This window comes from Dysgonomonas sp. 521 (assembly GCF_010501055.1).
GTDB lineage: Bacteria > Bacteroidota > Bacteroidia > Bacteroidales > Dysgonomonadaceae > Dysgonomonas.
The window spans coordinates 1-13,213 of record NZ_QVMO01000091.1 but is presented as its reverse complement, the minus strand read 5'-3'; the positions used below and the strand labels follow the sequence as shown (position 1 = coordinate 13,213).

The following is a 13,213-nucleotide window of genomic DNA, read 5'->3' as shown; positions in this document are numbered from 1 at the left end:
ACCCAAACTCTAAAAAAAATAAGCGGATAATTAATGAACTAAAACAATATGGGACTATTGCCGCTTAAAAAAGCTGTTTTTATAACGAACTATTGAGTATGTCTTTTCCTGAATATTTCCGTTTACATCATAGAAGGATGCAATCTTTCTCAGGGCTTTTGACGTTTCTCCATCTACAATAGTGTATTCCTTTACACATCCGTATTCGTTATTTTCTATATTGCTGTAAACTTTATGATTTGGATTTGCGGCAAATATATTAAGTGAAAATAATACTGATAAAACTGAAGTTAAAAATATTGCTTTCATGATTGTATTTATTTAATGTTATTACCCTCTTTATTCATTTTTTAATTTCCTCTTCGAAGCGCTTTCTACATATATGACGCAAACGATATTCAAATAGTTACAGAGATATTGAAATATTTTTAGTACTATGTTATACATAATACTAATGCATGATTATTTCTTTCAGATAATCAGAATATTACAGATGCCTTTAAATAATGTTAATAAAAAAACAGATGAGGTAAGTCCTAAAGTTTGAAACTAAAATAAGTGATGGTTAAGGTATTTAAAACAAAAGAGATATTTGAATACTCCAAATACCTCTTTTGCCATTTACATTATATACCTTAGTATGCCCGAGCAAATACTACTCGTTGAGCAGAAGGTTTCCCTGTTACCATACATACTCCCGGAGTTTTGTCTCCTTCGAGAGGAATACAGCGGATAGTTGCTTTTGTTTCGGCCTTCACTTTCTCTTCAGTTTCAGGAGTTCCGTCCCAGTGGGCGAGAATAAATACGCCGCTTTCGATCTTTTCTTTAAATTCCTCGTAAGTATCTACCGTTACAGTTTTCTCCGCCCTGAGATCATAGGCTTTCTTATAGATGTTTACCTGAATATCATCCAGCAATTTCTTGATATAGATATCCAGTCCGTCACAAGAAACTGTTTCTTTGGTCAATGTATCGCGGCGGGCAACTTCTACAGTATTATTTTCCATATCGCGGGCTCCCATAGCCAGACGCACAGGCACACCTTTCAGTTCGTATTCGGCAAACTTCCAGCCCGGTTTCTTATTGTCGGCATTGTCATATTTTACACTGATGCCAAGGGCCTTCAGCGATTTGACGATACCTTCTACTTTCTCATTAATGAGGGCTAGCTGTTCTTCTCCTTTATAGATAGGGACAATCACAACCTGATATGGAGCCAACTTAGGAGGGAGCACCAAACCGTTGTCATCGGAATGTGCCATAATCAAAGCGCCTATCATACGGGTAGACAACCCCCATGATGTAGCCCATACGTAGTCCATCTTACCTTCTTTGTCGGCAAACTTCACATCAAAAGCCTTGGCAAAGTTCTGTCCTAAGAAGTGGGAAGTGCCTGATTGAAGTGCTTTACCATCCTGCATCATTGCCTCTATTGTATAAGTTTCCACAGCTCCGGCAAAGCGCTCGGATGCGGATTTTACACCTTTAATGACAGGCATGGCCATGTGCTCTTCGGCAAACTGTGCATATACGTTCAGCATCTTTACTGTTTCCTCCTCGGCTTCCTCTCTTGTCGCATGTGCGGTATGCCCTTCCTGCCACAAGAATTCCGCAGTACGCAGGAACAGGCGCGTACGCATTTCCCAGCGAACGACGTTTGCCCATTGGTTGACAAGGATAGGCAGGTCTCTGTATGATTGTATCCAGTTACGGTATGTATTCCATATTATGGTTTCGGAAGTAGGACGTACAATTAGTTCTTCTTCCAGTTTGGCTTCCGGGTCTACTATTACACCTTTTCCTTCCGGATCATTCTTTAGGCGGTAGTGGGTGACAACAGCGCATTCTTTTGCAAAACCTTCTACGTGGTCAGCTTCCTTACTCAGGAAAGACTTGGGGATGAAAAGCGGGAAATAAGCATTTACGTGACCTGTTTCTTTGAACATATCGTCCAATTGACGTTGTATTTTTTCCCAAATAGCGTAACCGTATGGTTTTATCACCATACACCCACGAACAGCAGAGTTCTCCGCTAATTCTGCTTTCAATACCAAATCGAGGTACCACTGACTGTAATCCTGACTTCTTGATGTCAGTTCTTTAAGTTCTTTTGCCATATTAATTGAATTCTGTTTTCCAAAAAGTTGCTACAAAGTTAGCAAAAGCCATTAATTAAATATCATTTAAGCTCTATTTTGTATCTTTGCGGAATATAGGATACACCTTGCAAGCTTAAGGAAGCTTTGTTGCACTCAGCTTTCACTATCTTTGCCTAATATAAGATAATTATGAAAATAAAATATACAGATATACTTCTCGACCTTGACGATACACTTATAGATACAGCCGAGAATACGCGGCTAACCTTAGTCGAGTTGTTTGAGGATTATAACTTTGCTCGTTATTTTCCGTCTTTCGAAGACTTCTATACAATCTATTATGCGAGCGTGAGCCAGCTATGGGAGCTATATGGTCTGGGTAAAATCTCTAAAGCTACCCTGCAACGCGAACGCTTTATTGCCCCGTTAAGCCTGGTGGAGGAAATAACAGAGGAACAGGCTTTGGCTATCAATGATGATTATACAGAACGGATAATGCGAAAAGGCACTCTGATAGAAGGTGCTATCGACCTGTTGAACTACCTGCAAGAGAGATACAAGCTCCATATCCTATCCAATGGCTTTACCGAGATGCAATACATAAAGATGGAAAGCGCAGGGTTGTCCGGCTATTTTGATAAGGTAATACTGTCCGATGAAGTAGGAGTAAACAAGCCTCATCCCGACTTATTTACCCATACGCTGAAAGAGATTGGAGTAGATAAAAGGGATGTAATAATGATAGGAGACAATCTCCTCACGGATATAGGGGGCGCGTACAATAGCGGGATAGACCAGATATGGTTTAACCCCGGACATAAGCCGGTAAAAGACTTTCAGCCTACTTACGTGGTGGATAAGCTGGCGGATATAAAGACTATCCTGTAGAAAACAAAAACCGGCAGGGCTCCCCTTCCGGTTTTCTATATACACACTAAATAATAACTATATTAATCCAGATACTGCTTCAAATCATCTACCCATGCGGCAATCCGCTTGTCAGTCTCATTGTATTCATTATCTTCATCCAAAGCCAGTCCAACGAAACGGCCGTTTACTACAGCATCCGATTCGTCAAAAGTATATCCGTCTGTAGAAACAGAACCTACTATTTCCACCTTACCTTTAAGAGCCTTGTACATTACATACATGCCTCCGGCAAAACTGGTAGAGAAAGAAGCGCTGTCCCCCAATCCGAAGACTGCTACCTTCTTGCCTGAAAAGTCCAGTTTTTCAATCTTCGGTAAAAGGATCTCCCAATCGTCCTGTAAGTCTCCGACACCTGTTGTAGAAGCTCCAAAGATTAAGAAATCGTATGCTTTCAGGTCTTCAACGTTTACGCCATCCGCATTGAAAAGGGTGGCATCGCCAAGAGCTGCCTGTATTTTTTCTGCTACCGCTTCTGTGGCTCCGGTAGATGAACCGTAAACTATCGCAATTTTGCTCATAACTAGTCAAGAAATTTATTACACTGATTATCAATTATCTGGAATCATTCAAAATAGAGGGAGCCATAAAACTCTGAACTATACCTCTCAATGCCAGATACACAATAAACGCCAGCCACAGAATATTGTTCGCAGATGTACCGGAAAACATAAAATATATCAGGAAAAAACTACCTACTGCTATAAGCATGGAGTTTCTCATCAGGTGCGATGCCGTTGCCCCAACAAAGACCCCGTCCCAAAGAAAGGCGGAAAATCCCGCGACCGGAATGAGCAAAACCCAGAACTGATAGTCTTTGCTTAACTCTAATATATTTTGTTTATCAGTGATTAACCCTAAAATCTGATTCAACGATGTAGCATAAACCAACGTGAAAATCCCTGCTACCACTATCCCCCACAGAAACAACCGTTTGACCAGTTGTTTTAATATAGTCCTGTTATTCTCCCCGATATATTTGCCGGTCAAGGCCTCGGCAGCATAAGCAAATCCATCCATCATATAAGAGAACAGGATAAACATCTGCATCAGCAGGGCATTTACCGCCAGAATATCTTTTCCCGACCTTGAAGATGCCGACATGAAAAATGTAGTGACGGCTATCAGCGCCATTGTGCGGATAAATATATCACTATTCACTTTAAAGAAGGGAATGTAAGACCGCATATCCTTCAAGATGGAAATGTTTATATATTTTTTCAGCCGGCCATACTTAATATTCCATATCAGGGCAAACGATAAGAAGCCTGTGTATTGGGCGCATGCCGAAGCAAGCGCTACTCCTTTTATCTTCATGCCGAACCCGTAGACAAAGGTAAAGCTCAGGGCGATGTTTACTATATTTACAGCTATTGCTATCAGCATCGGTATCTTAGCGTTCTGCATACCTATAAACCATCCGTTGAATGTGTACATGCCCAGTACGGCAGGCGCGGCCCAGATGTATATGTAGAAATATTCGTAAGCAAATACTTTTATGGCAGGTTCAGCGTTCAGCAGGTAAAAGCCCGACAACGCTATAAAATATTGCAACAGGACTATCAGAAGCCCTGCTCCCATTGCCACAGTAAGCGACCTTAACAGGATATTGGTTTGCTCTCTGTAATCTTTAGCGCCAAAAGCCTGTGCCGTAAAACCACTTGTACCCATGCGCAGGAATGAGAAACTCCAATAGATGAAATTAAACAACATTGTAGCCAAGGCTATAGCGCCAATATAATCTTCCGAATCGAGATGCCCGACAATATACATATCCACCAGCCCCAATAGCGGAACAGTAATATTGGATATGATATTGGGTATGGCGAGCCGTAAGATGCTTTTATTCATTGTTATACTTTGTTTTATATCCTATCCATCAGTAGTTGCTTATGTAACAAACCAGATGAAAAAGTGACAAAGGTGACACTTTTTAATGGTTTCCTTTGTTACTTTTTTATTTGCCAGTTATTTCAAGGAGCTCTTTATAAAAGATAATTATTTAATTGTATGATAACGGATCTATGCGATTTTATCAATACTAATCCTATTTTTAGAGCTTGTTTAAAGAACCGGAATGCATGCATATACCAACACTAGGAAGTCACCAGTTATAGTTTTTCTATTTTCCCTTTTTCGAATTCTCATAATCCTTAATAAAACCCAGGCACATCCAGTTTGCCAAAGCCTGCCTGTTGCCTGGATCAAGGAAACGGCGCTGATCGAAGGAGTTCTGTATGTTACCCAGTTCGGCGTAGATACCCACTGGTGTGGAATTGTCGAGCACATACAGGTTGCGTGTACTTATTGTTCCCGTAAATCCTCTGGTTGGCTGATATTTGTTATAGCGATCGTTAAAGGTCGCCTGCATTGTATTGGCTAGTCTCTTTCCTTGCGCACTGTTTTTGGCATAATAGAAGAATACATCCAGTTGCTGCTTCTGCCTTCTGCTGTCAAGATGAATAAAGACAGCCCGTTTATACTTTTCCTTCGATTGCCTGTTCAGGCTGTTTATCTTATCTGTCCGCTGTTTCAGGCGCGCAAGCTGATTTAATGGGATAGCCGCACCCATGCAGGTCTCGCGTTTACTGTTCGATAGATAGCGGTCATCCCTGATGCCGTCTTTAGCATCCTGAATAATCATGTAGACTGTAGCTCCTTCTTCCATCAGGCAGCGTGCAAGCCTTAGAGTTATATCGTATGCATATTCATCTTCGTGGAGCTTATGCCCATCCACCTTGCCTATTGCTCCGGGGTCAGGGCCTCCATGCCCGCTGGAAAGAAAGAAGCAGGCACCTTTCAGTTTATTCGACTTAACCGTATAGTTGGCATATTTAGTACCAAAAAGCTTAAAATTCCGCTTCTTGCCAGATTGGGCAACAGTTCCGGTTGTTACAGGTTTTGATATTTGAGCCGATGATTTACTTTTATCCGGAAGCCTGTAAGAAACGCCCTTCAACAGAGTGTTCCGTTTTCCAAACTTCCCTTTATTCAACTCTAAGAATTTATTATATGCATCTGTACCCGTACATTTATTCCTCTTCAGAAAGGCATGTATTCCTTCGCCATTTCTGGGCGTAGCTCTTCTGCTCTGCGCGTATATTGTACAGGAAAAGACAAGAAAAAAAAGTATGACAATACATTTTATCTTCATATATTAAAATCAACTACCATAAGATAGATAGACAGTTACAACAATATTACCGACAGCAAATATAAACAGAATTCATAAAAAATAAAAACCGGTACTCTAATGAATACCGGTTTTATTATATATTAAGACAAGAAGACAGGTTCTTAATTTTTACGTTGAACCCGGCTCCATCCGTAGACTGCTTTGTCGCCCAGTTCTTCTTCGATGCGAAGAAGCTGGTTGTATTTGGCCATACGGTCTGTACGGCTAAGCGATCCGGTCTTGATCTGGCCTGAATTTGTAGCTACTGCGATATCGGCAATTGTAGCGTCTTCAGTTTCACCCGAACGGTGAGAAGTTACACTTGTGTAACCTGCGCGGTGAGCCATTTCTATAGCGTCCAATGTTTCAGAAAGCGTACCTATCTGGTTTACCTTGATAAGGATAGAGTTACCACATCCGCTTTCGATACCTTTTTTCAGGAAGTCAACGTTGGTAACAAACAAGTCGTCGCCTACCAGCTGAACTTTGTCGCCAATAGCGTCAGTCAGTTTTTTCCAGCCATCCCAGTCTCCTTCGTCCATACCATCTTCGATGGAGTCGATAGGATATTTTTCGGTCAGTTCTTTCAGGAATTTAACTTGGTCATCCGCATTACGTTTAGCTCCGTCTTTTCCTTCAAATTTGCTATAGTCATATACTTTTGCTTCTTTGTTGAAGAATTCGGAAGCAGCACAGTCGAGGGCGATAGTAACTTCTTCTCCCGGTTTGTAACCTGCGTCACTGATTGCTTTAAGGATCGAATCAAGAGCATCTTCTGTTCCGTTAAGGGCAGGAGCAAAACCTCCTTCGTCACCTACTGCAGTGCTCAGTCCACGGTCGTGAAGAACTTTCTTCAATGCATGGAATACTTCAGCACCCATTCTCAAACCTTCTTTGAAAGATTTAGCGCCAACCGGACGGATCATAAATTCCTGAAATGCGATAGGAGCATCAGAGTGAGAACCTCCGTTGATGATATTCATCATAGGTACAGGCAGAGTATAAGTGTTAGTACCACCGATATAGCGATACAATGGAAGTTCAAGGTAATTGGCTGCGGCTTTAGCTACGGCAAGGGAAACACCTAAAATGGCGTTAGCGCCAAGTTTAGACTTCGTTTTTGTTCCGTCAAGCGCAAGCATTTTGTGGTCGATACCTCTTTGGTCAAGAGAAGATTCACCCAAAAGAGCCGGAGCGATAAGTTTGTTTACATTGTCAACGGCTTTAGTTACACCTTTACCACCATAACGTTTTTTGTCGCCATCGCGAAGTTCAAGTGCTTCATTTTCTCCTGTTGATGCACCGGATGGTACAGCAGCGCGGCCAAGCACACCACATTCCAATGTTACGTCAACTTCGATTGTAGGATTACCTCTTGAATCCAGGATCTCACGTGCGAAAATTTTCTCGATTCTCATTGTTTTTTATTAATTTAAAAATGAATAATATATTTCGTTGTTTTGTTTGTTAAATTGAACCTACAAAATTAGTCTTTTTTCTTGTATTCTGTAAATAAAATAATGGAAATATAAACTCTATATCTTGAATTTCACATGGTTTTATGAATTATAAAACAAGTCTTAGTGGCAGAACTTTGTTTTATCAAAAGCTTTTGACCAGAGTACCCATCGCATAAATCATAAAAATCCCCATACCTACCGACATCAGTATATATGCCGAAATTCCGGTTATCATCATTATACCCATACTTTTATAATGGGAGTTCAGGTACTCGAATGCTTTGGTCAGTGTATCCGGGTCGTTGTACCTGATTGCTCTTTTTACTGTGCCCGAAAATTTCAGCATCTTGTACAGGGCATAAAAGTAAATGACAGTCATTATTATAGATATAACGGTGAAAGCTGTGGTTATCAGAATGGTATCCGGTCTTGATTCGTCGGGTACCTTCGATACATTCGACCAGATAAGGGAAAGAATATATGTACCTATAGCTACTATAAATATGATACCAAATCCGAGAATTGCTATAAATCTGGCCCAGTTGGCGGCGCTATTCAGAAACTGTTGCGCCGGCAGAGAGAGGGTTAAATCTGGCTCGTTTTGTTGCATGTGTTATACTTTTGTTATTATCCGAATTTATATTTTTTCGGATTGTTAATAGAATTAATTAAGGCTATTGCATTCGCTGAAGTATCGTTATCCGGAGAATTGGTATATTCCTCCAGTAATTGTCTTTTCGGCTGTATATACTCCATTATAAGTAATGCGAATCAAGGGTTAAATGTGCTGTTTTTTGTCCCTTTAGGGACTGAGTGTTGGTAGAAAGAAGCTTTAACCGGTTAATTGCGTGCCGTCAGGTACGCAATATCTACAGAACAATTCACATTTTGTACCTGACGGCACAAAAAAACGAATTTCATTCATGTTTCTACCAATATGATGTGCCTAACGGCACATTTAACCCTTGATTCGCTAAGTAACTGTTTACTGAAAAAGTTATTCTTTAAACATCTCGTCAAAATCAACGACCTGTTTGCCCGGCAACACCTGATTAAGCACCACCCCGATAATAGAAGCCAGCGCCATGCCTTCCAGAGAAAATACCTTCCCGATATGGATAGCTGCGCCGCCGATACCGATAACAAGGATAACCGAAGATATGATGAGATTGCGCTTGCGGCTGAAATCAACCTTGTTTTCTACCAGCATACGCAAGCCGCTGGACGCTATGATACCGAATAATAATATAGATACGCCACCCATTACAGGAGTCGGTATTGTAGCCAGCAGAGCCGCTATCTTACCGCAAAAACCGAATAGTATAGCAAAGATCGCCGCCCCCACAAAGACATAAATACTAAAGGCGCGAGTAATAGCCAGTACGCCAATATTTTCGCCATAAGTAGTATTTGGAGGCCCTCCGATGAATGATGCCAGCATGGTAGCGACACCATCACCCAGCATGGAGCGGTCCAGTCCGGGGTCTTTTATCAGGTCTTTACCCACTACTTTGCTCAGCACAAGCTGATGACCTATATGTTCTGCTATGGGAACAATGGCTACAGGAACCATCATCAGGAATACCCGCCACGTAAACGATGGTGTATAATCTACAAACGGAACCATGAAAGGAGGCATTTCTATCCAGTTGGCTTCTATCACATGATGCAGGTCGACTACACCCATGACGACAGAAAATACATATCCTCCGATAATGCCCACCAGCACCGGGATCACACTTAAGAAACCGCGTGTAAAAATGGCTGTCAGTATAGTGATTGTCAGCGTTACCAAGCCTATCAGTACATACGTCAGGTCGTATTCGCCGGCGGGGTTGTTTGTAGACATATTCACTGCTGTAGCGGCAAGTCCCAGGCCGATAACCATAATTACAGGGCCTACTACGACAGGTGGTAGTAGTTTCATCAGCCATTTGGTGCCGGCTCTGTTGATTATCAAAGCGACTATCGAATATGTGACCCCTACCATGAAACTGCCTACCATAAAGCTGCCTAACCCAACGCCGGATGAAGGGTCGAGTTCTAAAGCTTTAACGGCTATAATAGGATTGATAAAAGCAAAAGATGAACCCAGATAAGATGGAACTTTACCCTTTGTGATGGCGATGAATGCCAGTGTGCCGATACCGCTCGAAATAAGAGCCACAGCAGGGCTCATCCCTGTAAGCGCCGGAACAAGTACTGTTGCCCCAAACATGGCAAATAAGTGCTGTATACTCAATAACAGCCATTGGGCGGCTTTGGGCTTTTCCTGAATGCCTAATACGATTTTCTTTTCTTCTTTCATTTTGGGTGTTTGTATTTATCTGTTGCACATAAAAAAAGCCGAGAACAAAAAGTTCGGCTTTATAATTTTTATAAATGTTATTATTTTAGGTTTTTTGCTTCCACATCCTTCGATTTTATTGACGATAAAGGTAATATATTTCCGAAAAACAAGAAAGTACTTGGTTGAAAGAATTTTAAAAAAAAGCAATGCAGGCAAGATGTACTTAGAGTCTGTTTAAATTTTATACGAATATTTTATTATACCTTTTTCTTCGTTCATTTTTAGTCTGTTTTCGGCTGTTTTTCCCTTTCTCTCAACTCAACCAGCGGTCACAGGAGCGAAGCGTATGTAAATAGCCCGCTATTATCGTTTCGAGGAAGAACCAACGGTCACAGGAGCGAAGCGTATGTAAATAAGCATCTCTAAAACATCTCTAAAAATTTGAACGAATAAAATTTAAACAGTTGCTAAAACAGGCTCTTATACCAACATTGCTTTTCCACTATATATAAAAATCAACAATTCTATTTTTCGATTCGTATCCTTGCATCCACTGCCGTCACCTTCTCTTCATTAGCCAGAAGCGGGTTAATATCCATCTCTTTTATTTCCGGAGCGAATCGCAGCATGACAGATAGCCGGACTATTATTTCAATAAATAATTTCTCGTTCAACCCCTTTTGTCCGCGTGTTCCCTTTATTATTTTATAGGCTTTCAGCGAATGTACCATCGATGTAGCCTCATGAAAACTCAATGGCGCTAAACCCGATGCCACATCTTTCAGTATTTCAACGAAGATACCACCTAGCCCGCATAAGACGATATGCCCATAAGTAGGCTCATACTTGGCCCCGATAAACAATTCCTGCCCCGACAACATGGGTTGGATCATAACAGAAGTAGCCTCCGGTATTTTCATCAGCCGGTCAAATTCAAGGGCTAAGTGATTCGCTGCACGTATATTTAGCACCACTCCGCCTACGTCCGACTTATGCACGGGCCCCACACATTTGGCCACCACCGGATACCCTATTTTTTCGGCAAAGGCGATGGCTTCCTCTTTGTGTGCAGTTACCAGTTCCTGTACCTGGGGGATGCCTGCCGCATCGAAAAGCTGTTTCACTATTTCGCTGTCTACATATCCATTCGGAGCCTTGTCGATAATCGTACGTATGCGGGGGATATCTACAGGTATATCCTCTATCTTCCCTACCGATGGCGGCGTCCACGATACTACTTTCGATAATGCGTTTGCCAGTGCATATTCGTCCGTAAAGTTGACATGGCCTTTTTTTACGAAGCTCTCCATTTCGGAAGAAGCAGCTATTACAGACGGTAGTATCGGGTAAATGGGTAGCTTGCTTGTTTTTATCTTTTCGTCCAGCATATCATAGGCTTCGGCCACATTGCTTACACCCGGATTACCATAGATAACGGCTATACCATCAATTTCCTTGAAGTACTTCTCGCAGAAGTCGATGCAGGTAGACATGTGTTCCCCGGTTCCTGTTCCTATTATATCTATAGGATTGGATACTGCCGCTCCCGGCAGAAGATGTTTTTTTAGTTCGGCGGCCAGATCTTTGTTCATCTCGGGAACATCGATATTTCCTTTCGATAAAGCGTCGGTCAGGATAACGGCAGGTCCTCCGGCCTGAGTGATAATAGCCATCTTCCGGCCTTTCAATTCTTTCAAGGTTAACACGGCGGCCACATTCGCCAGCTCTTCCCGTGAATAGCAACGTATGATACCCGCTTTACGGAATAGAGCCTCCACAGCCGAATCCGAACTGGCTATCGCACCTGTGTGTGATGATGCCGCCCGGCTACCAGAAGAGGAACTGCCCGATTTTATCGCGGCTATCTTACATCCTTTATTTATTAATGAAGATGAGTGATTTAAGAACCTGTCAGGATCGGCTATCTTTTCCAGATATAATAATTTTATCTTAGGGCTGCTTTTAGGGTCATATTCATTATCCAGATATTCTAAAATGTCTTCTACCCCTACCTGTGCGGCATTTCCTATCGACCACGCTGAGTTGAACCTCAATCCTATCCGCATGGCGGATTCGATGATATATGTGATGGTCCCGCCCGAACTCGAAATAATATCCACGCCATTCGTATCCAGGCTTGGCACAGGGCGGGTAAATATGCTCTGATGCTTTGTGTTGAAAAAACCGGAGCAATTTGGGCCGATCATAACGGCTCCTGCTTTGTTCACTACTTCAACAAGTTCTTTTTCTTGAATAGCACCTTCTTTAGATTCTTCGCTAAATCCGGCAGAAAAAACAATGAAGGCTTTCACTCCTTTCTTGTTAGCCAGAAAACCTACGGTTTCTACACATTGGCTGGCCGGGATGGAAATTATGGCCAGATCTGTTTGTGGAATATCTTCAATGTTAGTATATGCCTTTACTCCCTGAATTGTTCCACCTCTTGAGTTTACAACATATAGATCTTTATCAAATGTTCCGCCTAAGATATTATGCAAAACACTACCTCCAGGTTTCAAAATGTTATCAGATGCGCCGACTATTACGATGCTTTTCGGGTTGATTAGCTTTTTGTAATCCATAAAACAGGTGTTTGAGTGTTATTTTGTACAAAAATAGTGAATATATATTATAGCAGGGATATCTATTTTTATAATGTAAAACATATTTAATGTTTCAAAATGTAATTGTCATACATTTCATTTAATGCATATGGTGGAAATTCTTTGACATTTAGTATATAGGAAAGGCGCTTTTTATCTTAACCATATATTTAAAACATGCAATTTGATTCTTTTGTTTCAAAAAAAATGAAGTGGGAGTGAACTTTTTTTATGTTTCACAACATGTTGCATATGTGGCAAATAGTTTATAATTTTATCATTCTGTTTAAATTTTCCAAGAATTATTTTCCTTTAATATTTGGATTGTATTAAATAAGTTTTTACTTTTGCACCCGCTTTACCGCCATAAGCGACCCTTAAGCGAGAGGGTTTGGCAATAGTTCGATATCCGTTTAATTGTGACTATCCTTTTGGTTTGTTCCAAGACAGAAAGAAGCATTACGGTAAGACATAGCGGTTAGCGCAAGCGATCTTTGATAAAATGACAACATAAAGAGTGTAGTACATAATATTATATATATTAAATGGAACTACCGTCAATAAATTAGGTATAATTAATCGGGTCGGGTCAAAGGATTTAAAGTAAAAAGAATATACAAAGAAGAGTTTGATCCTGGCTCAGGATGAACGCTAGCGAT

Annotated in this window: 10 protein-coding genes; 1 reads left to right on the top strand and 9 read right to left on the bottom strand. The window is 41.1% G+C overall.

All coding sequences use genetic code 11. The annotated features are described in order from the left end of the window. Positions 1-54: 54 nt before the first annotated feature. Positions 55-309 carry a hypothetical protein gene (locus tag D0T84_RS18785; RefSeq protein WP_163309394.1) on the bottom strand — a complete coding sequence of 85 codons (255 nt, stop codon included), beginning with the start codon at positions 307-309 and terminating at the stop codon, positions 55-57. A 326-nt stretch (positions 310-635) separates the two neighbouring features. Beyond that, positions 636-2,117 carry a proline--tRNA ligase gene (gene proS / locus D0T84_RS18780; protein WP_163309393.1) on the bottom strand — a complete coding sequence of 494 codons (1,482 nt, stop codon included), beginning with the start codon at positions 2,115-2,117 and terminating at the stop codon, positions 636-638. 171 nt (positions 2,118-2,288) lie between these two features. Between proS and D0T84_RS18775 the strand changes: the two genes are divergently transcribed. Further along, on the top strand, positions 2,289-2,987 hold the full coding sequence (locus tag D0T84_RS18775) for a YjjG family noncanonical pyrimidine nucleotidase (protein ID WP_163309392.1): 699 nt from the start codon (positions 2,289-2,291) through the stop codon (positions 2,985-2,987). A 62-nt stretch (positions 2,988-3,049) separates the two neighbouring features. Here the strand turns inward: D0T84_RS18775 and D0T84_RS18770 are convergent, their stop codons facing one another. The 7 genes from D0T84_RS18770 to D0T84_RS18740 form a co-directional block, all read right to left on the bottom strand. Further along, complete coding sequence (locus tag D0T84_RS18770; protein ID WP_163309391.1) at positions 3,050-3,547, bottom strand: flavodoxin; 498 nt, start codon at positions 3,545-3,547, stop codon at positions 3,050-3,052. 34 nt (positions 3,548-3,581) lie between these two features. Then, a complete protein-coding gene (locus tag D0T84_RS18765) occupies positions 3,582-4,877 on the bottom strand; it encodes an MATE family efflux transporter (protein ID WP_163309390.1) in 1,296 nt (431 codons plus the stop codon). Between the two features lie 271 nt (positions 4,878-5,148). Further along, the gene (locus D0T84_RS18760) at positions 5,149-6,180 is read right to left on the bottom strand and encodes an N-acetylmuramoyl-L-alanine amidase (RefSeq protein ID WP_163309389.1); all 1,032 of its coding nucleotides are present in this window, start codon (positions 6,178-6,180) and stop codon (positions 5,149-5,151) included. A 143-nt stretch (positions 6,181-6,323) separates the two neighbouring features. Continuing rightward, on the bottom strand, positions 6,324-7,619 hold the full coding sequence (eno, locus tag D0T84_RS18755) for a phosphopyruvate hydratase (RefSeq protein ID WP_163309388.1): 1,296 nt from the start codon (positions 7,617-7,619) through the stop codon (positions 6,324-6,326). Positions 7,620-7,803: 184 nt separating this feature from the next. Further along, complete coding sequence (locus D0T84_RS18750) at positions 7,804-8,271, bottom strand: DUF5362 family protein (RefSeq protein ID WP_163309387.1); 468 nt, start codon at positions 8,269-8,271, stop codon at positions 7,804-7,806. Positions 8,272-8,658: 387 nt separating this feature from the next. Next, positions 8,659-9,969 carry a uracil permease gene (gene uraA / locus D0T84_RS18745; RefSeq protein ID WP_163309386.1) on the bottom strand — a complete coding sequence of 437 codons (1,311 nt, stop codon included), beginning with the start codon at positions 9,967-9,969 and terminating at the stop codon, positions 8,659-8,661. A gap of 506 nt (positions 9,970-10,475) precedes the next feature. After that, positions 10,476-12,533: an acetate--CoA ligase family protein gene (locus tag D0T84_RS18740; RefSeq protein WP_163309385.1), complete on the bottom strand. Its 2,058-nt coding sequence runs from the start codon at positions 12,531-12,533 to the stop codon at positions 10,476-10,478. Positions 12,534-13,213: the final 680 nt, after the last annotated feature.

Excerpts from the sequence above, each read along its gene's own strand:
- D0T84_RS18770 (WP_163309391.1), bottom strand. The coding sequence starts at position 3,547 with ATGAGCAAAATTGCGATAGTTTACGGTTCATCTACCGGAGCCACAGAA.
- D0T84_RS18740 (WP_163309385.1), bottom strand. The coding sequence starts at position 12,533 with ATGGATTACAAAAAGCTAATCAACCCGAAAAGCATCGTAATAGTCGGC.
- D0T84_RS18760 (WP_163309389.1), bottom strand. The coding sequence starts at position 6,180 with ATGAAGATAAAATGTATTGTCATACTTTTTTTTCTTGTCTTTTCCTGT.
- D0T84_RS18750 (WP_163309387.1), bottom strand. The coding sequence starts at position 8,271 with ATGCAACAAAACGAGCCAGATTTAACCCTCTCTCTGCCGGCGCAACAG.
- D0T84_RS18775 (WP_163309392.1), top strand. The coding sequence starts at position 2,289 with ATGAAAATAAAATATACAGATATACTTCTCGACCTTGACGATACACTT.
- uraA (WP_163309386.1), bottom strand. The coding sequence starts at position 9,969 with ATGAAAGAAGAAAAGAAAATCGTATTAGGCATTCAGGAAAAGCCCAAA.
- D0T84_RS18785 (WP_163309394.1), bottom strand. The coding sequence starts at position 309 with ATGAAAGCAATATTTTTAACTTCAGTTTTATCAGTATTATTTTCACTT.
- eno (WP_163309388.1), bottom strand. The coding sequence starts at position 7,619 with ATGAGAATCGAGAAAATTTTCGCACGTGAGATCCTGGATTCAAGAGGT.
- proS (WP_163309393.1), bottom strand. The coding sequence starts at position 2,117 with ATGGCAAAAGAACTTAAAGAACTGACATCAAGAAGTCAGGATTACAGT.
- D0T84_RS18765 (WP_163309390.1), bottom strand. The coding sequence starts at position 4,877 with ATGAATAAAAGCATCTTACGGCTCGCCATACCCAATATCATATCCAAT.